At 70.5% G+C, this 21,499-nt stretch carries 21 protein-coding genes; 4 read left to right on the top strand and 17 right to left on the bottom strand.

From position 1 onward, the window contains the following. Window positions 1–174: 174 nt before the first annotated feature. From TFC3_RS38730 to TFC3_RS13880, 10 genes are all read right to left on the bottom strand, one after another. Window positions 175–357: a helix-turn-helix domain-containing protein gene (locus TFC3_RS38730; protein WP_201787245.1), complete on the bottom strand. Its 183-nt coding sequence runs from the start codon at window positions 355–357 to the stop codon at window positions 175–177. A gap of 55 nt (window positions 358–412) precedes the next feature. Then, window positions 413–949, bottom strand: a complete 537-nt coding sequence (locus TFC3_RS38725) for an FxsA family protein (RefSeq protein WP_082772040.1) — start codon at window positions 947–949, stop codon at window positions 413–415. A 28-nt stretch (window positions 950–977) separates the two neighbouring features. Next, complete coding sequence (locus TFC3_RS13915; protein ID WP_067499812.1) at window positions 978–1,787, bottom strand: polyprenol monophosphomannose synthase; 810 nt, start codon at window positions 1,785–1,787, stop codon at window positions 978–980. Then, a complete protein-coding gene (gene lnt, locus TFC3_RS13910) occupies window positions 1,784–3,406 on the bottom strand; it encodes an apolipoprotein N-acyltransferase (protein WP_369819621.1) in 1,623 nt (540 codons plus the stop codon). The genes TFC3_RS13915 and lnt overlap by 4 nt, the downstream gene beginning before the upstream one ends. A 421-nt stretch (window positions 3,407–3,827) precedes the next feature. Then, window positions 3,828–5,087: a glutamate mutase L gene (locus tag TFC3_RS13905; protein ID WP_067499810.1), complete on the bottom strand. Its 1,260-nt coding sequence runs from the start codon at window positions 5,085–5,087 to the stop codon at window positions 3,828–3,830. Continuing rightward, window positions 5,084–5,449, bottom strand: coding sequence for a hotdog domain-containing protein (locus tag TFC3_RS13900; protein WP_067499808.1), 366 nt, complete (start codon window positions 5,447–5,449; stop codon window positions 5,084–5,086). The genes TFC3_RS13905 and TFC3_RS13900 overlap by 4 nt, the downstream gene beginning before the upstream one ends. After that, window positions 5,446–6,180, bottom strand: a complete 735-nt coding sequence (locus tag TFC3_RS13895; RefSeq protein ID WP_067499806.1) for an OAM dimerization domain-containing protein — start codon at window positions 6,178–6,180, stop codon at window positions 5,446–5,448. Before TFC3_RS13895 ends, TFC3_RS13900 begins: the two co-directional genes overlap by 4 nt. Further along, the gene (locus tag TFC3_RS13890; protein ID WP_067499804.1) at window positions 6,177–7,727 is read right to left on the bottom strand and encodes a lysine 5,6-aminomutase subunit alpha; all 1,551 of its coding nucleotides are present in this window, start codon (window positions 7,725–7,727) and stop codon (window positions 6,177–6,179) included. Before TFC3_RS13890 ends, TFC3_RS13895 begins: the two co-directional genes overlap by 4 nt. Further along, the gene (locus TFC3_RS13885; RefSeq protein WP_067499802.1) at window positions 7,728–9,254 is read right to left on the bottom strand and encodes an amidohydrolase; all 1,527 of its coding nucleotides are present in this window, start codon (window positions 9,252–9,254) and stop codon (window positions 7,728–7,730) included. It abuts the gene before it with no gap. 5 nt (window positions 9,255–9,259) lie between these two features. Continuing rightward, complete coding sequence (locus tag TFC3_RS13880) at window positions 9,260–10,291, bottom strand: L-erythro-3,5-diaminohexanoate dehydrogenase (RefSeq protein WP_067506635.1); 1,032 nt, start codon at window positions 10,289–10,291, stop codon at window positions 9,260–9,262. Between the two features lie 114 nt (window positions 10,292–10,405). On the opposite strand from TFC3_RS13880, the gene TFC3_RS13875 reads away from it, so the two are divergent. Next, on the top strand, window positions 10,406–11,761 hold the full coding sequence (locus tag TFC3_RS13875) for a KamA family radical SAM protein (protein WP_236718119.1): 1,356 nt from the start codon (window positions 10,406–10,408) through the stop codon (window positions 11,759–11,761). A gap of 30 nt (window positions 11,762–11,791) precedes the next feature. Here TFC3_RS13875 and TFC3_RS13870 read toward each other — a convergent pair whose 3' ends face one another. Next, the gene (locus TFC3_RS13870) at window positions 11,792–11,983 is read right to left on the bottom strand and encodes a CsbD family protein (RefSeq protein WP_067506629.1); all 192 of its coding nucleotides are present in this window, start codon (window positions 11,981–11,983) and stop codon (window positions 11,792–11,794) included. Between the two features lie 155 nt (window positions 11,984–12,138). Between TFC3_RS13870 and TFC3_RS13865 the strand changes: the two genes are divergently transcribed. Together TFC3_RS13865 and TFC3_RS13860 are read left to right on the top strand one after the other, a co-directional pair. Then, on the top strand, window positions 12,139–12,870 hold the full coding sequence (locus TFC3_RS13865) for a class I SAM-dependent methyltransferase (RefSeq protein WP_067499800.1): 732 nt from the start codon (window positions 12,139–12,141) through the stop codon (window positions 12,868–12,870). Between the two features lie 129 nt (window positions 12,871–12,999). Continuing rightward, window positions 13,000–13,677, top strand: a complete 678-nt coding sequence (locus TFC3_RS13860) for a response regulator (protein WP_067499798.1) — start codon at window positions 13,000–13,002, stop codon at window positions 13,675–13,677. 226 nt (window positions 13,678–13,903) lie between these two features. On the opposite strand, the gene TFC3_RS13855 is transcribed toward TFC3_RS13860, so the two are convergent. From TFC3_RS13855 to TFC3_RS13840, 4 genes are all read right to left on the bottom strand, one after another. Continuing rightward, window positions 13,904–14,635, bottom strand: coding sequence for an SDR family oxidoreductase (locus TFC3_RS13855; RefSeq protein WP_067499796.1), 732 nt, complete (start codon window positions 14,633–14,635; stop codon window positions 13,904–13,906). An 80-nt stretch (window positions 14,636–14,715) separates the two neighbouring features. Next, on the bottom strand, window positions 14,716–15,171 hold the full coding sequence (locus tag TFC3_RS13850) for an Lrp/AsnC family transcriptional regulator (RefSeq protein WP_067506626.1): 456 nt from the start codon (window positions 15,169–15,171) through the stop codon (window positions 14,716–14,718). Between the two features lie 70 nt (window positions 15,172–15,241). Then, window positions 15,242–16,390: an acyl-CoA dehydrogenase family protein gene (locus tag TFC3_RS13845; protein WP_067499794.1), complete on the bottom strand. Its 1,149-nt coding sequence runs from the start codon at window positions 16,388–16,390 to the stop codon at window positions 15,242–15,244. Window positions 16,391–16,422: 32 nt separating this feature from the next. Continuing rightward, entirely contained in the window at window positions 16,423–17,334 is a 912-nt protein-coding gene (locus tag TFC3_RS13840; protein ID WP_067499792.1) for a 5'-3' exonuclease, read from the bottom strand. Between the two features lie 58 nt (window positions 17,335–17,392). Between TFC3_RS13840 and TFC3_RS13835 the strand changes: the two genes are divergently transcribed. After that, window positions 17,393–18,079, top strand: coding sequence for a DUF1775 domain-containing protein (locus tag TFC3_RS13835; RefSeq protein ID WP_067499790.1), 687 nt, complete (start codon window positions 17,393–17,395; stop codon window positions 18,077–18,079). A 102-nt stretch (window positions 18,080–18,181) separates the two neighbouring features. On the opposite strand, the gene TFC3_RS13830 is transcribed toward TFC3_RS13835, so the two are convergent. Both TFC3_RS13830 and TFC3_RS13825 read right to left on the bottom strand, forming a co-directional pair. Then, a complete protein-coding gene (locus TFC3_RS13830) occupies window positions 18,182–18,850 on the bottom strand; it encodes a GNAT family N-acetyltransferase (protein WP_067499788.1) in 669 nt (222 codons plus the stop codon). Window positions 18,851–18,863: 13 nt separating this feature from the next. After that, window positions 18,864–21,497 carry a bifunctional diguanylate cyclase/phosphodiesterase gene (locus TFC3_RS13825; RefSeq protein WP_067499786.1) on the bottom strand — a complete coding sequence of 878 codons (2,634 nt, stop codon included), beginning with the start codon at window positions 21,495–21,497 and terminating at the stop codon, window positions 18,864–18,866. Window positions 21,498–21,499: the final 2 nt, after the last annotated feature.

Genomic DNA, 21,499 nt, shown 5'->3' with positions numbered 1-21,499 from the left:
TTCGGTGCGCAAATCCTGGCCCTCCGATCGACACCGCGCTCGAGGACCCCCTATGGCGCCTGACAGCGGCTGCTAGTCCTGGCCAACGGCGAGACCGTCGCGCAGATCCGCCCCGACCTGCTCATCCCGGCCGGCTGGCCGCCGCAATAGCCAGAACCCGAGCGTCGCCAGCATCTACCGGGCCCTCGCTGAGCACGAGAGGGTCGTCGGTTGTGACGTCGGGGCAGTGGCGAGCAGCGTGTCCTTGGCCGCGAAGTGGCGGTAGAGCGTGCCCGAGCCCACGCCGCTGCGCCGGGCGATCTCGCGGACGTCGACGCCGCCGCCGCATTCGGCGAACACCCCGACAGCCGCTTCGATGACGGCGGCGCGGTTGCGCTCGGCTTCGGCGCGGCGACCGCGCCTGGGAGCGGGGTCAGCGCACGATTTCGCCTTCGACGACTTCGCCCTGCAGGATCTCCCCCGCCACCGGCCGCGCCGGCTGCTGGGCCGGAGCGGTGATGTCGTCGTCGACCGGGTCGGCCTGGTGCACCCGCACGTGGCGGGGGCCGAACAGGTCACCCGCCGCGGCCGAGCCGACGCGGGTCTCGGTGTAGCGTTCCACGGCCCGGCGGGTGAGCTGGCGGCCCGGCGGCAGGATCAGGATCAGGCCGATCACCGCGGTCAGGAAACCGGGCACGGCCAGCAGCAGGGCCCCGGTCAGGCCGATCAGTGAGTTGCTGACCTGCCGGCCGGGTGGGCGTCCGGCTTCGGCGGCGGCCCGGAACGCACGCCAGCCTTTGCTGCCCTCGCGGCGCAGCAGGGCCAGGCCGAGCACGGTCGCGGCGGTCAGCGCGATGAACGCGGGCAGACCCCCGATGGTGTGCACCACCGTGACGAACACGGCGATCTCCAGCACCGCCAGCACCAGCAGGGCCAGTGGGAGCAGCGCGAGGGCTCGTCGCATTCTCATGTTTCCAGCATGCCACGGCGGCGCCCGCTTACGGCCAGGTCGAGGGCTGCTTGGGTTTGCGGGCGAGGCGGTTGAGCAGGGCCTGCTTGCGGGCTGTGGCCCCCCACACGGTGACTCTGAGCAGCTGTTCCTTGAAGATGTTGCCGCTCATCTTGCTGACACCGTGTTCGCGTTCGGTGAACGTGATGGGCACCTCGGCCATCCGGAAGCCGGCCTTGTAGGTGCGCCACGCCAGTTCCACCTGGAAGGAGTAGCCCTGCGAGGCGACCGTGGACACGTCGATGGCGTCGAGCACGGGCATGCGGTAGGCGCGGTAGCCGCCGGTGGCGTCCTTGAACGGCATGCCCAGCGCCATGCGGATGTAGATGTTGCCGCCGCGCGAGAGCAGCAGGCGGTGCAGGGGCCAGTTGTGCACGCTGCCGCCGGGAATGTAGCGGGTGCCCAGCACCGCGTCGGTGTCCTTGAGCGCGTCGAGCAGCTTGTGCAGTTCCTCGGGGGCGTGGGAGCCGTCGGCGTCCATCTCCACGACCGCGTCGTAGCCCTTGTCCTTGGCCCAGGCGAACCCGGCGACGTAGGCGGCGCCGAGGCCCTCCTTGCCCGCGCGGTGCAGCACGAACACGTGGTCGTCAGCGGCGCAGATCTCGTCGGCTAGGGCGCCGGTGCCGTCCGGGGAGTTGTCGTCGGCGATGAGGATGTCCACCGCAGGCACGGCGGCGCGGACCCGGCCGGTGATCAGCCGCACATTGTCGGCCTCGTTGTAGGTGGGGATGACCACGAGGACCCGGCCCACCCCGGGGTACCCCTCCGAGCCCGCTGCCGTCGGGTTCGCGTCGCTCACCGTGCCTCCGTGTGTGGTTCTGGCGTCGTGTCGTGGTGGTGCCTGCGCTTGCCGGCGCGGCGCAGCGGCACCGCGGCGGCCAGGACGAACACCGCCAGAGCGACCATGGTCAGCTCGGGGCGATGTCCCAGCCGGGTGGCCAGCGTACGCGGTCCGTCCAGGTGCATGTCGCGCAGGACCACGGCGTCCACATTGAATCCGGTGGCACCGATCACCTGCCCATCGGTGGCGGCGAACGCCGACACCCCGACGGTGGACACCATCAGCGCCTCACGGCCGTGTTCGACCGCGCGTAGCTGCATCATGGCCAGCTGCTGGCGGGCTTCGGCCTCGTTGAAGGTGGCGTTGTTGGTCTGCACAGCCAGGATCTGCGCGCCGCCGGTGACAGTGTCGCGCACGATGTCGTCGTAGGCGACCTCGAAGCAGATGACGTCGCCGACGGTGGCCACCGGGGTGCGGATCACGCCGGGTTTACCACCGGCGAGCATGTTCTGCACCAGGTCGGCCTTGTCGGTGACCATCCGGGCGATCTTTCGCAGCGGCATGTACTCGGCGAAGGGCACCGGGTGGCGTTTGGCGTAGGTCTGCGCCAGGTCGGGGCCGGTGGCCGGCTGCCACAGCAGGCTCACGTTGTAGAACTCGCTGGGCACGTCGGTGCGCTGCAGGGTGCCGACCAGGATGGGCACGCCGAGGGCGTCGGCGGCCCCGGCGATCTGCTGCGCCGCGTCGGGGTTGCGCAGCGGGTCGATGTCGCTGGAGTTCTCCGGCCACACCACCAGGCCGGGTTGTTTCTGCCGGCCTGCTCTCACCTCGGCAGCCAGGGCCAGGGTGGCCCGCACGTGGTTGCCGAGCACCGCGGCGCGCTGGGCGTTGAAGTCCAGGCCCAGCCGCGGCACGTTGCCCTGCACGATCGCCACCGTCGTCACCGGCCCCGAGCTGGCGGCGGTGGGCACCAGCAGCGGCCCGGCAACCAGCACGGCGACGGCGGCGGTGAACAGCAGCACCGGCAGCAGCTGCGGGCGCCGCCAGCGGCGCCACAGCAGCGCGGCCAGCGCCCCACCGGCGGCGGCCACGGCGAAGGTGACCACGGGGGCGCCGCCGAGCACGGCCAGGCGCAGCGCGGGCGCCTCACCCTGGCTGAACGCCAGACGCCCCCACGGGAACCCGCCGAACGGCGCCCGGTCGCGCAGGGCTTCCTGCAGCACCCACAGCAGCCCGGCGCTGAGCGGCCACAACCCGCGCCACCGGTCGATCAGCGGGCTCAGCCACGCCCCGGCCAGCCCGGTCAGCGCCACATAGCCGGCCTGGGCGAACGACAGCAGCATCCACGGCAGCCAGCCGGCGGCGATGCGGGTCCAGTCCAGCAGCGGCACGAACAGCACCACCCCGGCGATCAGGCCCAGCCCGGCGCCGGCGCGCAGCCGGCGACGGTGGGTGGCCACGCCCAGCAGCGCCACCCCGGCCGGGGCCAGCAGCCACAGCCCGTACGGCGGCAGCGCCAGCAGCAGCGCAACGCCGCCCGCCACGGCCAGCAGCAGCGCCACACCCAGCCGCACCGGCCGCGCAGCACCGCCGGGCCCGGCCACCGCGGCAGGAGGCCGAAGGGTCAACAATTCCACGTGCAGGAGGCTACCCGCCGCCGGTCACGAAACAGGAAATCGGGGCGGGCCGCTGCCGGCCGCACCCCGATCGCTTGCTGCGGGTCTTCCTCCGCCCCGGCGCGTCAGCAGGTGGCCGCCCGGCCTTCGGACCGGCAGGACACGGACCGGCTGCCCGCGTCGTGCCGTTGTCTACTGGCCTTGCCCCACCCCTGCTCGCCCCGGTACGCGCGGCCGGTCCGCGCCGCTCCGCCGACCCCCACCCCCTGGACCTGGCCGCATGGCCAGTGAGCGAAGGAACGAAGCGAACTGCCACCGCTGCCGGAGGAAAAGACCGCTGCCGTTTTCCGAGCGCGTCGACGGTACGTCGCTCCCCCGGCATCCTGTCAACCGGGCGTCCCCCACTTGGGCGTGTCGCATCCCCGGCGTGTCCAGCCGGATGTCACAGAGTGTTCACCAACTTGTCCGCCACGGCCCGGTGCTCGGCGGCCAGCAACCCGGCCGCGGCCAGCACGTAGCGGCTGTCCACGACCTGGCGCGCCGCCCGCGGCAGCGCCCACCCTCCGGCGGTGTCACCGAGCACCGCCTGCAGCACCTGCGGCCCGCCGCCGTGGCGCAGCACCCCACCGGAGCACACGACCAGGTCCACCTCACGCAGATCCCGCCCGCCGGTGCGCGGCAGCCCGGGACCCGGCGCATGCCCGCGCGCGTGACGGCGTACCGCAATCACCGCGGCGCTCGCGGCGAGCGCACGGTCCGTGCCGGCGTCGAACGGCGGCCCGCCCGCTATGTCCACCGGCGGTAGTTTTTCCACATGGGCGCCGGCTACCACTCCCGGGGCACCCACCCCCACCCCCAGGTCACCTTCCACGGTGCGCGAACGCCACAGAGTGCCCGCCACGTCGCGTTCCGGGCCGCTGAGCGCGACCGGCGGCAGCGCCGAGTACACGTCGGTGGTCGCCCCACCCACGTCGATCACCAGCACCCCGCTCTGCCGGGCGTCGGCCAGCACCCCCACCCCGGCCAGCACCGCATCCGGGGTGGCCGCGCGCACCAGGGCGGCGAAGCGGCGCCCCCGCGACAGCCGTTTCCCACCGATCACGTGACGCAGGAACACCTCCCGGATCGCCGAGCGCGCCGGCCCCGGGTCGAGTACCCCGATGCGCGGCAGCACATTGCCGCTCACGCTGACCATGTAGCCGCGCTCGGTGAGAACCCGCTGCGCGTACGGCCGCACCTCGGCATTGCCGGCCACCACAATCGGCACCCGCAGCCGCGCCGTGGCCAGCCGCCGCGCATTGTGCGCCAGCGTCTGCTCATCACCGCCGTCGGTGCCACCCACCAGCAGGATCACATCAGGGCGGGCCGCGCGCAGCGCCTGCACCGCACGCCCGTCCAGCAGCCCCGCCGCCACATGCACCACCTGCGCCCCCGCCGACAGCCCTGCGCGGTGCCCGGCCTCGGCGGTGACCAACTGCTCGTAGCCCACCACGGCCAGCCGCAAACCCCCACCGGCGGAGGAACACACGTACAGCAGGTCCCCGCCGCCGACCTGCGCCACCGCCGCGTCCAGCCCGTGCAACACATCGGTGCCCGCACTGGTGGGCACCTCGGCCCGCGCCACCAGCTCGGCGCTGTCCAGGTCGATGCGGCAGGCCTTCGTGTACGTCGACCCGACGTCCACGCACACCGCGCTGCTCACGGCCGGGCGGGCACAACCACGGTGCCGGTCGCGGTGACCGCCACGATGGGCTCGTCCAGCACCACCGCCGCCGACCCGCCGGTGCCGCGGCACACCACCGTGGCGGTGAACGCGATCCGCCGCGACCGGGTGCCCATGTGCTCCACGGTGGCGCTGACCTCGATGACATCGCCGGCCTGCACGGGGGCGCGGAACTGCACATCGGAGTACGACGCGAACAACCCCTCGTCGCCGTCCAGGCGGATGCACACCTCGGTGGCCACATCGCCGAACAGCCCGAGGCTGTACGCGCCGTCGACGAGGTTGCCGGCGTAGTGGGCGTGCGAGTACGGCACATACCGCCGATGCGTCACAGTGATCATTTTCTGTCTCCCAGCAGCGCGTGCACCAGGTACGACGCCACATCCCGCGGGGTCGTACCGCGCCCGAAGATGCGGTCCACACCCAGCTCCGCGGCCATCAGTTCGTCGAAACGGGGACCACCCACGATCAGCAGCGGACGCCGGCCCGCGGGCAGCGCCTCCCGGAACGCCGCAGACATGGCCCGCGTGTTGTGCAGATGCGCATCGCGCTGCGTGACCACCTGCGACACCAGCACCGCGTCGGCTTTCTGCGCCCGAGCGGTCTCCACCAGCTCGGGCACCGACACCTGCGCCCCCATGTTGGTCACCGCCAGCTCCCGGTAGTACTCCAGCCCTTTCTCCCCGGCGATGCCCTTGACGTTGAGGATGGCGTCGATGCCCACGGTGTGCGCGTCGGTGCCGATGCACGCCCCCACCACACTCAACCGCCGCCGCAACCGCCGCTTGATCACCGCGTTGATCTCCTTGGCGCCCAACAGCGGATAGTCGCGCTCGACGACCTGCACCTTCCCGGTGTCCACCAGATGCGTCACCCGCCCGTACACCACGAAAAACGTGTAGCCCTCACCCATCGGTCTGGCGTGCACCAGCATCGCCGGGTCCAGACCCATGTTCCCGGCCAGCTGCAACGCCGCACCTTCGGCGCGTTTGTCATGGGCCAGCGGCAGCGTGAACGACACCTGCACCATGCCGTCGCCGGTGGTGTCGCCGTACGGGCGCACAACGCTCATCGCTGGTCCTCCGCGGGCAGCACCGGGTTGAAGTAGCCGGGCTCCTGCGCGGCGACCCCGTCGAGGCCCTTGCCCCGGTCGGCGGGCCGCTTCATGATCCCGAACGTGCCGTCGGCGATGGCGTTCAGCAGTGTGTCATCGACGATTTTCTCCAGCAGCTCGACGGCTTCGCCCAGCACGTGATGCGCGCGGCTGCGAATGAACCCGCCGGGCGCGGGCACGAAATCCTCGTGCAGGTCACCGGCCCCGCCCAGCACATACCGCACGTTCTGCAGCGCAATGTCACGATCGGACAGCCATGGCGTGACCACCGCCTCGGTCATCATCCCGACCAGCAGAATCCCCTGCCCGGTCAGCACCCCGGCCAGGTTGAAGAACCCATCCAGCAGGTTGCCGCGGAACACGTCACCGGTCATGTGCTTGGTCGGCGGCATCCACTTCAGCGGCGCGTCGGGAAACAACTCGCGGGCCAGCAGCGCATGCGCGAGTTCCATCCGGAACGAGTCCGGCACCTCCGGGTTGATCTCAAAGGCGTGTCCCAGCCCGAGCTGCCAGTCCGCCAGCCCCGCCTCATGCGCGAAATACTCGTTCAGCAACTGCGACACGGTCACGGTGTGCGCCGCCTCCACCGCATCGGCCGTGGTCAGATAATTGTCCTCACCGGTGTTGATGATGATCCCGGCGCGGGCGTGGATCTGCCGGGAGAACCGCTGATCCACGAACGTGCGGATCGGGTTGATGTCACGAAACAGAATCCCGTACATGCTGTCGTTGAGCATCATGTCCAGGCGCTCCAGCCCGGCCATCACCGCCATCTCCGGCATGCACAACCCCGACGCATAATTCGTCAGCCGCACATAACGACCCAGCTCCCTGGACGTCTCATCCAGCGCCGAGCGCATCAACCGGAAATTCTCCTGCGTGGCATACGTACCCGCGAAACCCTCCCGGGTGGCGCCCTCGGGCACATAGTCCAGCAGCGACTGCCCGGTCGAACGGATCACCGCGATCACATCGGCGCCCGCCCGCGCCGCCGCCTGCGCCTGCGGAATGTCCTCATAAATGTCACCGGTCGCCACGATCAGATAAATCCACGGCCGCCGCGGGGCGTCACCCAAGCGTGCGATCAGCCGCTCCCGCTCGATACGCCGCCGATCCACCCGTTTCAACCCCGCGGTGGTCGCCCGCCGCGCCGCCCGTTTCGCCGGCCCACTTCTCTCCGGTACGCCAAAGCGCACCGACCCCGCCGCCGCCTTCTGCGCCAGCACCGTCACATCGTCCAAACCCTCACGCGCCAGCGCATCGAACACCGGCACCGCCACCCCGTGACCCAGCCCCACATCGGCGCGCACCGCATCCACCAGCCGGTTCACCCACGGAATGCCATCGGAATCCGCCCCCGACACCCCCGCCAGGCGCAGCACCGCCCGCTCCACCGACACCGTGGTGTGCGAACGCGCCAACTGCACCACCGGCGCACCCGCCCGCTCGGCCAGCCGGCGCGCCCGCGCCACCACCGTGGGATCCAAGCCCAGCTTGTCCACCAGCTACTCCTCGAAAATCGTCTCGCCGGCCAGCACCGTGCGCCGGCACACCGGCCGCGCCGGCACCACCGCGTCGGCACCCGCCAGCAACGCCGGCAACCCACCGTCCACCCCGCCCGGGGTGTCCCACACCGCGAACGTGGCCTGCGCCCCCGGCGCCAGCACCCCCGCATCGTCAACCCCGGCAGCGCGCCAGCCACCCCGCGTCGACGCCCCGAACGCCGAGCGCACCCCCATCCGGAACACCGGGTTCCGCGGCGCCGCCGCCGCCAGCACCGCCGCCCACGGATCCAACGGCGTCACCGGGGCATCCGAGCCGAACGCCAACGACACCCCGGTGGCATACATCGCCCCGATCGGATTGCTCGCCAACGCCCGCTGCACCCCCAGCCGCCGGGCATACATGCGATCCGGGCCACCCCACAACGCGTCGAACACCGGCTGCACGCTGGCCACCACCCCGAACTCCACCATCCGCGCGATCATCGCCTTGTCCGCCAGCTCCACATGCTCCATGCGGTGCCGGCCCTCACGCAGCCGATCCACCCCCACCGTGAGCGCGGCGATCGCGAACCCGTCCAGCACCGCCGCGATCGCCGCGTCCCCGATGGCATGGAACCCGCCCTGCACCCCCAGCTCCACACACTCCACCAGATGCGCGGCGGCCTGCTCAGCGCTCACGAACACCTCCCCGCAGCCCGGCCCGTCGGCATACGCGCTGCGCACCGACGCCGTCCGCGAACCCAGCGCCCCATCGGCGTACAAATCCCCGCCGGCGCCCACCGCACCCAACTCGCGGGCCTTCATCGCCCCGCCCAGCTCACCCCAGTAGCCGGACACGTGCGGCAAACCCTGCCCCGACAACCCCAGCACCGACTGGAAATCAGCCTCACTGGACGTGCCCGGCCCCCCGCACTCGTGCACCGCCGCCACCCCCCGCGACGCGGCCAGCCGCAACGCCGAGCGCTGAGCCTCCCGGCGCTGCACAGGTGTCAACGAGCCGAGCGCTTTGTCCCGTACCAGATGATGCTCCTGCTCCTTGACCAAACCCGACGTGCCGGTGATCTGCGGGCAGGCCGCCAGCATCGAACGCGACACCAACGCCGAATGCACCGACGCCTGCGTCAGATACACCCGGCGACCCCCGGCCGCCCGCTCCAGCTCATCGGCATCCGGCAGCCGCGGCGCGCCCCACATCGACTCGTCCCAGCCGTGCCCCAGCACCACCGCATCCCCGGCGCGGCCCGCCGCGAACGCCGCCACCGCCTCCAGCAGCTCACCGGCCGAACGCACCCCCGACAACTGCAAACCATCGGCGGCCAGCCCCGTATCGGTGGCATGAACGTGCGCATCCACAAACGCCGGCGTCACCAGGGCACCACCCAGATCCACCACCGCATCTGCCGCCGGGGCATCCGCGGCAGCACCCAGCCACCCGATCCGCCCGTCACGCACCAGCATCGCCGTGGCCCGCGGATCCGCCGCCGCATAGAACCGGCCGCCTGTGAACACCACCGAGGAAGAAGTCATGACCGTCAGTGTGCCGAAACCCGCGCCTCGAACAACGCCCGCACACCCGCTGTGCGCCGCACCACATCCACCGCGAACGCCGCATGCCCGGGGACATAACCGTTGCCCACCAGCATCGTCACATCAGCGGCCAGTCCCTCAGCGCCCAGCGCCGCCGCCGCGAAACTCGTAGCCATCGAGAAGAACACCACAGTGCCACCAGCCGCCGTCGCCAGGATCGCCCCGTGCTCACAACCCGGCACGTCCACACACACCACCGTCACCATCGCCGGGCCACCCAGCGCCGCACCCACCGCCGCCGACACCGCCAGCGGATCCCGCGCATCAGCAATCACCACATGATCAGCCAGCTCCGCCCGCACCAACAGGTCACGCTCGGCCTCGGAAACCACAACCGCGCAGGTACGAGCACCCGCCAGCCGCGCCGCCGTCAACGACAACGACCCGCTCTTACCCGCACCCCCCAGCACCGCCACCGACACACCCGGGGCATACCCGCGCACCACCCGATCCGTCAGCGCCGGCGCCCCGCACACGTCGAACACCGCCAACGCCAGCTCCGGGCTCAGATCCTCCGGCAGCACCGCCAGCACCGAACGGCCGAACAGGATCGCATGCCCCGACGCCGGCACCTGCTCACTCAACCCGTCCCACCCGGCCAGCCCGTCATCCAGGTGCAACGGCGTCAACGTCAGCGACACCAGGCTCGCCACCCGATCACCCGGCTTCACCCCCAGCGGCGAATCCCGGCCGACCTCCTCCACCACACCGATCAGCATGCCGCCCGAACCAGTCACCGGGTTGTGCATCTTGCCGCGCGAGCGCACGATCTCGAGCACTTCCGCACGTACCGCAGCACCATCGCCGTCATGTTTGTCCGCCAACTGCCGGAAACTCGCCGCATCCAGATTCAGCCGCTGCACCCGCACCCGCACCTCATCAGCGCGCACCTGCGCGCCGGCGTCCAAGCGCCACGCCGCCTGCGGCAACACCCCGACAGGCTCCAGCACCCGCGGCACACCCACCCCACCGATCATGCGAAAAGCCTGTCACACCGCCGTCAAACCGTAAATCCTTTCGGCGCACAGTTCCCCGGCAGGAGAATCTCCAGTACCGTCGGAAAGATCGCCAAACAGCTCCGGGAGGCAACGGTGACCCAGACCGCCGGCCAGCCATACATCTACCAGCGCCGCACCCTCACCGAACCCGACTGGACCCGCTTCCCCGGCTGGCGCGACACCACCACCACCCAATGGGAAAACGCCCAATGGCAACGCGTGAACTGCATCAAAAACATCAAACAACTCCGCGCCGTCATGGGTGACCTGCTCGACGAAGCCTTCTACGCCGACCTCGAAACCGACCAGCAACGCCTGGCAACGATGTCCATGCTCGTCCCACCCCAGATGCTCAACACCATGGTCCCCGACGGCGCCATCACCACAGCCGCCTTCTACGCCGACCCCATCCGCCGCTACATGATCCCCGTCGCCACCGACCGCCACCTCGACTGGCCCTCACACCCCCACGCCACCCGCGACAGCCTGCACGAACACGACATGTGGGTAGCCGAAGGACTCACCCACCGCTACCCCACCAAAGTCCTCGCCGAACTCCTCAGCACCTGCCCCCAATACTGCGGGCACTGCACCCGCATGGACCTCGTCGGCAACAGCACCCCCGCCGTCGACAAACTGCGCCTCACCCTCAAACCCGTCGACCGCTACGACGCCCACCTGACCTACCTCAAGAACCACCCCGGCGTCCGCGACGTCGTAGTCTCCGGCGGCGACGTCGCCAACGTGCCCTGGAAACAACTCGAGACCTACCTCATGGGCCTGCTCAGCGTCCCCACCGTGCGCGACATCCGGCTCGCCACCAAAGCCCTCATGGGCCTGCCCCAGCACTGGCTGCAACCCGACGTCGTCGAAGGCCTCAACCGCGTGGCCATCACCGCCGAACGCCGCGGCGTCAACCTCGCCGTGCACACCCACATCAACCACGTCAACTCGCTGACCCCACTGGTCGCCCGCGCCGCCCGCACCCTGCTCGAAGTCGGCATCCGCGACGTCCGCAACCAAGGCGTACTCATGCGCGGCGTCAACGCCACCACCACCGACCTGCTCGACCTGTGCTTCGGCCTGCAAGGAGAAGCCGGCATCCTGCCGTACTACTTCTACATGTGCGACATGATCCCGAACGCCGAACACTGGCGCGTGCCCGTCTGGTACGCCCAGCAACTGCAACACGACATGATGGGCTACCTACCCGGCTACGCCACCCCGCGCATCGTCTGCGACGTCCCCTACGTCGGCAAACGCTGGGTCCACATGCTCACCGAGTACGACCGCGAACACGGCATCTCCTACTGGACCAAGAACTACCGCACCTCGCTGGAACACGACGACGCCGACGCGCTGAACAAGCTCCACGCCTACTACGACCCGATCGACACGCTGCCGCAATCCGGGCAGGACTGGTGGCGCAAGCAAAACGCCCCGGAGTGAACCCCGGGGCGTTGCACGAAACTGGGTGGATCAGCTCAAGGCGTCCTTGACGTTGTGCCCGGCATCCTTGATGTGCTCACCGGCCTGCCGCGTACGCGCCGCAGCCTCCTGGCGCTGACCGTCCGCGATCATCTGCTCGTCATCACGCAGATCGCCGATGCCCTGCTTCGCCTTACCGGTCAGCTCGTCGGCCTTGTTCTTGACCTTGTCAGAGAAGCTCATCGTCACGACCCTTTCCGTTGTTGCCGTTGATGATCCAGTGCCCGAAGGTCGCGTTTTTAAAACGTCTCTCGCTTTCAACCCCATATCGGCTGTACCCCCATGCACACCTTCTAAAGTGTCCTAGGATAATAGGAAAGATGAGGGAAGCTGGAGCGATGTCGTCTGAACCCCAGCCGTCGGGAGCTCTTTCATTCGGAGCCGCGGCGTCACAGTATGAGCGCGGCCGGCCACCGTACCCCTCGCAAGCACTTGACTGGCTCCTGCCCGCAGGACGCCCGAAAGTCCTCGACCTCGGCGCCGGAACCGGCAAACTCACCCGACAGATCGCCGCCCGCGGCCTCGATGTCACCGCCGTCGACCCCTCCGCCGAGATGCTCGACCAGCTACGGGCCGTGCTGCCCGGCGTACCCACCCACGTCGGCACCGCCGAAGCCATCCCCCTGCCCGACCACAGCCTCGACGCCGCCGTCTGCGCTCAGGCCTGGCACTGGGTCGACCCGCACCGCGCCATCCCCGAACTCGCCCGCGTCCTGTCCCCCGGCGCCACCCTCGCACTGATCTGGAACCTGCGCGACGAACGCACCGACTGGGTCCGCCGCCTCGGAGAGATCATCGGCTCCCCCGAAATGGAACGCGACGCGCGCATGAACCCACCCTTCGGCCCCGTCGAACGCCGCGACTTCCCCTGGACCCACCGCTTGACCGCCGACCAACTACTCGACATGGTCGCCAGCCGCAGCTACATCATCCTGCTCAGCGACACCGACCGCGCCGCCGTCCTCGACGAGGTCCGTACCCTCACCCGAACCCACCCTGACCTGGCCGGCCGCCCCGAGTTCGAGCTGCCCTACATCACCGAATGCGCCCGCGCCTCACTGCAGAGCTGACCGCCACCAACGACCCCAGCCCGGCCAGCCGCTGACATCCCCACCCGCACCATCGGCGCCCGTCAGCGGCTGCCCGGCATCCACGGCCACCATGCTCGACCGCCCGGTGATCATGCACAATCGGAGGCAATGAGCCGCATCCTTGTCGTGGACGACGACGACCAGCTACGCCGCGCGCTGCGCATCAACCTCAGCGCCCGCAAGTACGACGTACGCACCGCCGCCACCGGCACCGAAGCCCTCACCGAAGCCGGCCTGACCGTGCCCGACCTGGCCATCGTCGACCTCGGCCTACCCGACATCGACGGCGTCGACGTAGTCCGGGGCCTCCGCGGCTGGACCAGCATCCCGATCATCATCCTGTCCGCCCGCGACGACCAGGCTGGCAAAGTCGAAGCCCTCGACGCCGGCGCCGACGACTACGTCACCAAACCCTTCGGCATGGACGAACTCCTCGCCCGCATCCGAGCCGCCCTGCGCCGCGCCACCTCCGCACCCGAGGCGGCGGCCGTCACCACAGCGGACTTCTCGATCGACCTGGCCGCCAAACGCCTGACCACGGCGAGCGGGCAAGAGGTACGCCTGACCCCCATCGAATGGCGGATGCTGGAAACCTTGACCCGCCACCCGGACAAACTGGTCGCCCAGAAGCAGCTGCTGCGCGAGGTGTGGGGGCCGGCGTACGAGAACGAGACGGGCTACCTGCGCGTCCACCTGGCGAACCTGCGCCGGAAGATCGAACCGGACCCGGGGCGGCCGCGGTACCTGATCACCGAGCCCGGGATCGGGTACCGGTTCACGCCCTGAACTCCGCTCCCCTGCGCCCAGAGCTCCCTCCGCCCGACTCTCCTGACGCCGGCTTCTTTGTTTGTTCCGATCCAGTGACTCAGCGCGTTAGGTGCCGCACATCGCGTCTTGCGTCCTAGGATACTAGTTCGTACGGGTCGAGACGGTCTGGAGCGGCGCGCTGCACGGCAGGCTCTTTGTCTACTCGATGAGGAGGAAAGCTGACCACGCGGTCTGCCGGAACGGCTTACCAGGGAATGACGCCGGCGTCCTCGAAGAACCCGCCCGTAGGGCCGCCGTCAGGCAACGTCGCCAGACGGATAGCAGTAGCGGCGCCTTCCACAGGGGTACGAACACCGCGGAACCCGTTCAGGTCAGTAGCCACGAAGCCGGGGCACGCGCAGTTGATGAGAACGTTCGTGCCGGCCAGTTCCTTCACGTACTGCAAGGTGACCGCGTTCAGGAACGTCTTCGATGGCGCGTAGGCAACCGCTACCGGACCGGTGGTGGTCGCGCTGCCGGGGCCGGACTGGCGGGTCAAGGAGCCGACGCTGCTGGACAGGTTCACGATCCGCGGGGAGGGCGAGCGGCGCAGCAGCGGCAGCATCGCGTTGGTGACCCGGACGACGCCGATGACGTTGGTTTCCACCACCGTGCGAAGGACGGCGGGATCGACGGTGCTCGGCTGCTGGGGGTGCCCGCCGGTGACGCCGGCGTTGTTGACCAGGGCGTCCAGCCGGCCACCCTGCTGGGCGATCAGCTCGGCGGCGGCCGCGACGCTGTGGTCATCGGTGACGTCCAGGGGAACTCCGAAGGCGTCGGCGCCGGTGTCACGCAGCCGGGCGACCGCGTCGTCCCGCCGTTTCTGGTCGCGGGCACCGACACCCACGCGGTAGCCCAGCGCTGCCAGGCCGGCCGCGATCTCGTACCCGATGCCCTTGTTGGCCCCGGTGATCAGGGCGATCTTCGCGTCATTCATGCCTTGATCGTGCGGGCGCTGCGCCGGGAGGTCCAAGACCGTCTGGGTCAGGGGCGATACCCCAGCGGTATGACGATGGGTCAGCCCAGCTCAGTGCGAATGCGCGGGGGGCGGTTCTCGTACGGCGTGCTGAGCACCACCGTGGTGCGCGTGGTGACATTGGCGGCCGTGCGGATCTCCTGCAGCAGGCGTTCGAGATCAGCGGGGCTGCCGACGCGGACCAGCAGCATGTAGAAGTCCTCGCCGGCCACCGAGTAGCAGGAGTCGATCTCGGCCAGGTGGGCCAGGCGGTCCGGGGCGTCGTCGGGTTGCGACGGGTCGAAGGGGCGGATCGCCACGAAGGCGGTCAGCGGCAGCTCCAGCGCCTCGTAGGACACCCGGGCGGTGTAGCCGGCGATCACACCGCGCTGCTCCAGGCGGCGGACGCGCTGATGTACCGCCGACACGCTCAGGCCGACGCGCTCGGCGAGATCGGTGTAGGACAGTCGCCCGTCCGCGGTGAGGGCACTGACGATCGCCCGATCGATCTCTTCCACGGCGACACGATACAGAAAGCCCCCGCGGAAGGCAGAAAGCCCGCGGCACAAAAAGCCGGGAGGCGGGAGATCAGGTGGTGCGCCGGGTCAAGGACCGGGCGATCACCATCCGCTGAATCTGGTTGGTGCCCTCGACGATCTGCAGCACCTTGGCCTCGCGGAACCAGCGTTCCACCGGATGGTCGGCCACGAAGCCCGCCCCGCCCAGCACCTGCACCGCCTCCGTGCACACCTTCATCGCGGTGTCGGTGGCGAACAGCTTGGCCTTGGCCGCCTCGGTGGAGAACGGCCGGCCGGCGTCCTTGAGCCGGGCTGCGGCCAGGGTGAGCGCGCGGGCCGCCGAGACCTGGGTGGCCATGTCGGCGAGCAGGAAGCCGAGGCCCTGGAACTCCCCGATCGGGTGGCCGAACTGCTCGCGCTGCGTGGCGTACGAGGCGGCGTAGTCGACCGCCGCCTGGGCGAGGCCGACCGCGCACGCGGCGATGCCGAGCCGGCCGGCGTCCAGGGCGCGCATGGCGATGCGGAAACCCTCGTTCTCCTCGCCGACCAGCCGGTCGGCGGGGATGCGGGCGTCGTCGAACACGATCTGCGCGGGCGGCGAGGAGCGCAGGCCCATCAGCCGTTCCGGGGCCTGCGGGAGCAGGCCGGGGGTGCTGGCCTCGGCCATCAGGCAGGAGATGCCGGGCGCGCCGGGGCCGCCGGTGCGGCAGAACAGCGCGTAGAAGTCGGCTTTTCCGCCGTGGGTGATCCAGGCTTTCGTGCCGTTGACCACGTAGTCGTCGCCGTCGCGCACGGCCCTGGTGGCCAGGTTGGCGGCGTCGCTGCCGCCGTGCGGTTCGGACAGGCAGTAGGCACCCAGCAGGTCACCGCCGAGCAGGTCGGGCAGCGATTTGCGCTGGCGTTCGCTGCCGGACATGGCTACCGGGAAACACGCCAGGGTGTGCACGCTCACCGCTTCGGCGATGGCCAGCCACGATCCGGCGAGGATTTCCAGGACCTGCAGGTAGACCTCGTACGGCTGACCGGCGCCGCCGTCCTCCTCGGCGTAGGGCAGCCCCAGCAGCCCCGAGGCTCCCAGCGTGCGGAGGACGTCGCGGGGGAACTCGCCGCGTTGCTCGTACAGCGCGGCGCGCGGGGCAAGCTCGCCGTCGGCGATGTCCTGGGCCAGGCCCAGCAGCTCGTATGACTCTGGTGCGGGAAGGATGCGCTCGACCGTCACAACAGCAAGCTTAACGGTCGTTAGGTTCCTGGCTAGCCGTTCAGCGCGTCAACCAGCCGCTTCGCGGAACTTGCCAGGTTCCAGCGCCGAGCCAACTCGATCAGCGCGTCCCCGTCACGCGGTGCCGTGGGCAGTTCGGGATCAAATTCCGGCAACGGTACGTCCAGAGCAACCCGGCACACCGGCAACGCCGCCGCCAGGTATTCCTTGGCGTCCACCAGCTTGGCACGCAACCCCGGCGCGAAGCCCGACGCCGGGTCGTCCAAGGCGGCCATGATGTCCTCGACCCCGCCGTAGCGCGCGATCAGCCGGGCCGCCGTCTTCTCCCCCACCCCGGCGACCCCGGGCAGCCCGTCGCTGGGGTCCCCGCGCATCGCCGCGAAGTCGGCATACCACCGGGCCGGCACACCGTACTTGGCCTGCACCGCGGCGTCATCGCTGTCCTCCAGCTTGGCCACCCCGCGCCCGCAGTAGAGCAGCCGGGTGCCGCGCGCGTCGTCGACGAGCTGGAACAGGTCACGGTCGCCGGAGACCACCTCGACCGGACCCGGCTGGGTGGCGGCGAGGGTGCCCAGCACGTCGTCGGCCTCATAGCCCTTGACCCCGAACGCCGGGATGCCGACCGCCTCGAGCACCTGCAGCAGCACCGGCACCTGCTTCTCCAGCGCCGCGGGCACCTCCTCCACCTCGCCGTGGGCCACCCGGTGCTTCTTGTACGAGGGCACCAGCTCGACCCGCCACGCCGGGCGCCAATCGGCGTCCAGCGCGCACACCACGCGACCCGGCTGCCGGGTGCGGATGAGCTGGGCGAGCATGTCCATGAACCCCCGGATCGCGTTCACCGGCTCACCGGCCTCGGTGCGCGCGGCGGACTCGGGGATGCCGTGGAACGCCCGGAAGTACAGGCTCGGCGCGTCAACGGCCAGCAGCGGCTTCTCACTCACGCGACCGACCCTAGTGGGCGGCTGTGACAAGATTTCTTCCGTGCGTACAAAAATCCGAATGTCCGCCGTTGGGGTGCTCGCCGGTGTGGGTGTGCTCCTGCTGGCCGGACCCGCCGCTGCCCATGTCGAAGTCAGCGCCGACAAGGACACCGCCGGGGCCACCGACGTCACGCTGACCTTCCACGGCGAGGCCGAGAACGACGCGGCCGGCATCAAGAGCGAGCGCGTGGTGCTGCCCGAGGGCATCGCGCCGGGCGATGTCACACTGGTCAAGGCGCCGGCGGGATGGACGTTCACGCCCACCGCTGACGGGTTCACCGTGGCCGGCAAGGCGCTCAAGGTGGGCGCCGACGCCGAGTGGAGCGTGCAGATCGCCAAGCTGCCCGACGGCGAGACCCGGCTGTCGTTCAAGACCCTGGAAACATACGGCGACGGTGAGGTGTCGCGGTGGATCGAGATCCAGGAGCAGGGCAAGGACGAGCCGGACAACCCGGCGCCGCTGGTCACGCTCAAGCCGGGAGCCAAGCCCACGACCACCTCGGCGGCTCCGGCCGGCGCGGCGCCGAGCAGCGCGCCCGCCTCCGCGGCTGCCCCCGCACCGGCGGCTACGACGGTGGCGGCCCAGCCGGCGGCGGACTCCGATGAGGACGACGGCGGTTCGCTGTGGTGGGTATGGGTCATCGCCGCCGTGGCGCTGGGCGCGGTCGCCGTCCTCTACGGACGCAACCGCGGCAAGAAGAGCTGAGTGTTGTCTTGTCGTTCGCTGACCTGGCGGACGCGCGCAAGTGCGGCCCCACGTTCGCCGGGCGGTTCGGCGCCGGTGAGACGTCACCGGTGCCGAAGCGTTCTATCCACTGACGCCGACGAAGGCGACTTCGGTGCGGACGACGAAGCCCAGGTGCTCGTAGAGCCGGCGGGCCGCGGTGTTGGTCCCGGCCAGGTGCAGGAACGGCACGTCGCCGCGCGACCGGATGCCGTGGGCCACCGCCGCGATCACCCGGGTGGCCAGCCCGGCGCCGCGGAACTGCAGGTCGGTGCAGACCGCGCTGATCTCGGTGTAGCCGTCCGGGTGCAGGCGCTGCCCGGCCATCGCGACCAGGCGTCCGTCGCGCCGGATGCCGACGTAGCCGCCGAGTTCGACCGTGCGCCGGCGGAACGGGCCGGGCCGGGTGCGCGCCACCAGATCCAGCATGTCCGGTACGTCGCCAGCTCCCAGCGCCACCGCATCGGTGCCGGGTGCACCGTGGTAGTCAGCGCCGATCATCTGCAGGCCCGGGGTCAGCGGGTCGGCGGCGAACCCGGGCGGCACGACCAGTCCGGGGGCGGCGACGATGGCCAGGTCGCCGGGCTGCAGCAGGCTGCGCAAGTCGGCCCAGGCCTGCGCGTCCGACGGGTCCTCCAGGGCGGCGAACGGGCTCACCTCGGGGTGGAAACGGGCGCTGCGGCCGTACCCCTCGGAAAGGTTTTTCTGGGGTCCGCTCAAGGCCGCCCAGACCGGGTTGTCGAGAAGCTCCACACCCGCGATGGTGTCAGGCCGGCACCTTCGCTGCAGTGAGCGCGGGCACGTCGGCGGGCCACACCGGCTTGGAGAACAGGTAGCCCTGGCCGTAGGGGCAGCCCATGCGGGCCAGCATCGAGTGCTGACCGGCGTCCTCGATGCCCTCGGCGACCACTGCCAGGTCCAGGCTGCGCGCCAGCGTGACGATCGCGTTGACCAGGGCGCGCTGCTGCTTGCTCGCCAGGATGTCGTCGATGAACGACTTGTCGATCTTGAGCACATCGACGGGCATCTGGCGCAGGTAGCTCAGCGAGGAGTAGCCGGTGCCGAAGTCGTCGATGGCGATGCGCACCCCCAGACAGCGCAGCGTGTCCAGGTCGGCGTGGACCTGCTCGGCCTCGCGCAGCACCAGGCTCTCGGTGATCTCCAGCAGCAGCCATTCGGGGCGGGCGCCCGCGTCGGCGAGCGCGGAGCGGACCCGGTCGACGAACCCGGGCTGGCGGAACTGGCGGGCCGAGACGTTGACGCTGACGTAGCGCAGCGTCGAGTCCGGCTGCTCGGTGTGCCAGCGCGCGACCTGGCGCAGCGACTCGCGCAGCACCCATTCTCCGATCCCGACGATCGCCCCGTTCTCCTCGGCCAGTTCGATGAAGTGGTACGGCCCCAGCAGCCCCTTCTCCGGATGCTGCCAGCGCACCAGCGCCTCCACCCCGACCACGTCCTGGGTGCGCACATCCACGATCGGCTGGTACTGCAGCACGAACTGCTCGGAGTCGACCGCCTCGTGCAACGCCGTGCGCATCGCCAGCCGCTCCACCATCGCGGTGTGCAGGTCGCTGCGGTAACGCTGCCAGGTGCCCTTGCCGGCCCCCTTGGCCAGGTACAGGGCCAGGTCGGCGTGGCGCAGCAGCTCGGTGGCGGTCTTCGCGTCCAGGTTGGTGGCCACGCCGACACTGCCCGCACCGCTGACGATGTGGGTGCCGCCGAGGCCGTCGCCCAGTTCCACCGGCAGCGACAGCGCGGCGACCACGCGGTCGGCGATCTCCTCGGCGTTCGGCGCGCCCGGGGCCGGCTCGACGAGGATGGCGAACTCGTCGCCGCCCATGCGCGCTGCGGTGTTGTGCGCCCCGACGGCCGCGGCGATGCGCCGGCCCGCGGCCACCAGGAGCTGGTCGCCGATGGCGTGCCCGAGGGTGTCGTTGACCTCCTTGAAGTCGTCCAGGTCGACGAACAGCACCCCCAGTTCGGCGCCGGCCACCCCGGCCATGGCGAACGAGTGTTCGAGGCGGTTGCGGAACAGCACCCGGTTGGCCAGCCCGGTCAGCCCGTCGTGGAACGCCTGGTGGGCCAGGTCGTTCTCGAGGCGGCGGCGTTCGGTGACGTCGCGCACGGTGAGCACCACGCCGCGTACGGTCGGGTCGGCGCGCAGGTCGCGGATGGTGCAATCGATCTGCAGCAGGCGCCGGTCGGCGGTCACCGCGGTCAGGTCCAGGCCCTCGGCGCCGGTCACGCCCGCGCGGGCCACGCTCATCGCCTCGGCCAGGTCGTCGTGGCACAGGTCGGCGATGATCGTCGACAGCGGCTGAGCGGTCAGGTCGGGGTGACCCAGCAGGCCGGCCGCCGACGGGCTGGCGTACCGGATGAGGTTGTTGTCGTCGACGATGAGGATGAGGTCCGACGCGCTCTGGATCAGCGTGCGGAAGTACGCCTCGCCGTCGCGCCGGCTGATCTCCGAGGCCAGCGCGACGCGCTCGGTGAGCAGGCCACCCACCCGCGCCATGACCAGCAGGAACATCAGCGCCGAGCCGGCCGCGATGATCGGCGCGTCGATGACCTCGCCGGTCAGGTCCTGGGCCAGCAGCACCCCGGGGGCGATCAGCGCGGCGGCGGTGAGCAGCGCCAGGCGGCGCCCGCCGGAGGGCACGGTGCTGGAGCTGGTGTGCGTGTCGTCGGTGAGCGCGACCATCGACGGGTCCAGCGCGGCCCACCCGGCCAGCGCGTAGAACAGGATCCAGCCCAGGTCGATCGGGCCGCCGACCGCCCAGTTGCTGTCCAGGCGGGCCAGGCCGTAGATGACGTCGGAGAACAGCAGCCCGACGGCGCTGACCGACAGCAGGGTGAGCGCGCGGGGCTTGCTCCCGGGCACGACGAGCATGCGCAGCAGGATGGCCAGCAGCAGCACGTCACCCAGCGGGTAGGCGACCGACACCGCCTTCTCCAGCAGGCTCAGGTCGGTGTCCCGGCTGTAGGGGGCGATCAGGTAGACCCAGGACAGCAGTCCCAGGCTCACCGTGGGCACCATCGCGTCCAGCAGCGCCGCCCGGTTGCGGTCCCCGGCCCGGGAGCGGATGAACAGCAGCAGCCCACCGGCGATCAGCGGGTAGACCAGCAGGTACAGCAGGTCCGACCAGTCCGGGAACGGCGGGGTCTGCCCGAGCGCGGTCTTGATGTAGTACACCGTGTCGCCGGAGACGAAGAACACCAGCCCGGCGGAGATCAGGTACCACGGCAGGGGCTGCCGGGGCCGGTATCTGCGCACGCCGACGAGCACCGCCGCGGCGGCGGACAACCCGATGGCCCCCCAGGAGTACACGTGGGAGGCGGGCCACGCGTAGTAGACGACGCACAATGCCGTCAGCCAGGCCAGGTAGGAGACCCTCGTCACAA

The sequence above is a fragment of the Actinoplanes sp. TFC3 genome, assembly GCF_001553785.1.
GTDB lineage: Bacteria > Actinomycetota > Actinomycetes > Mycobacteriales > Micromonosporaceae > Actinoplanes.
This window is presented reverse-complemented; position numbering and strand designations above follow the sequence as displayed.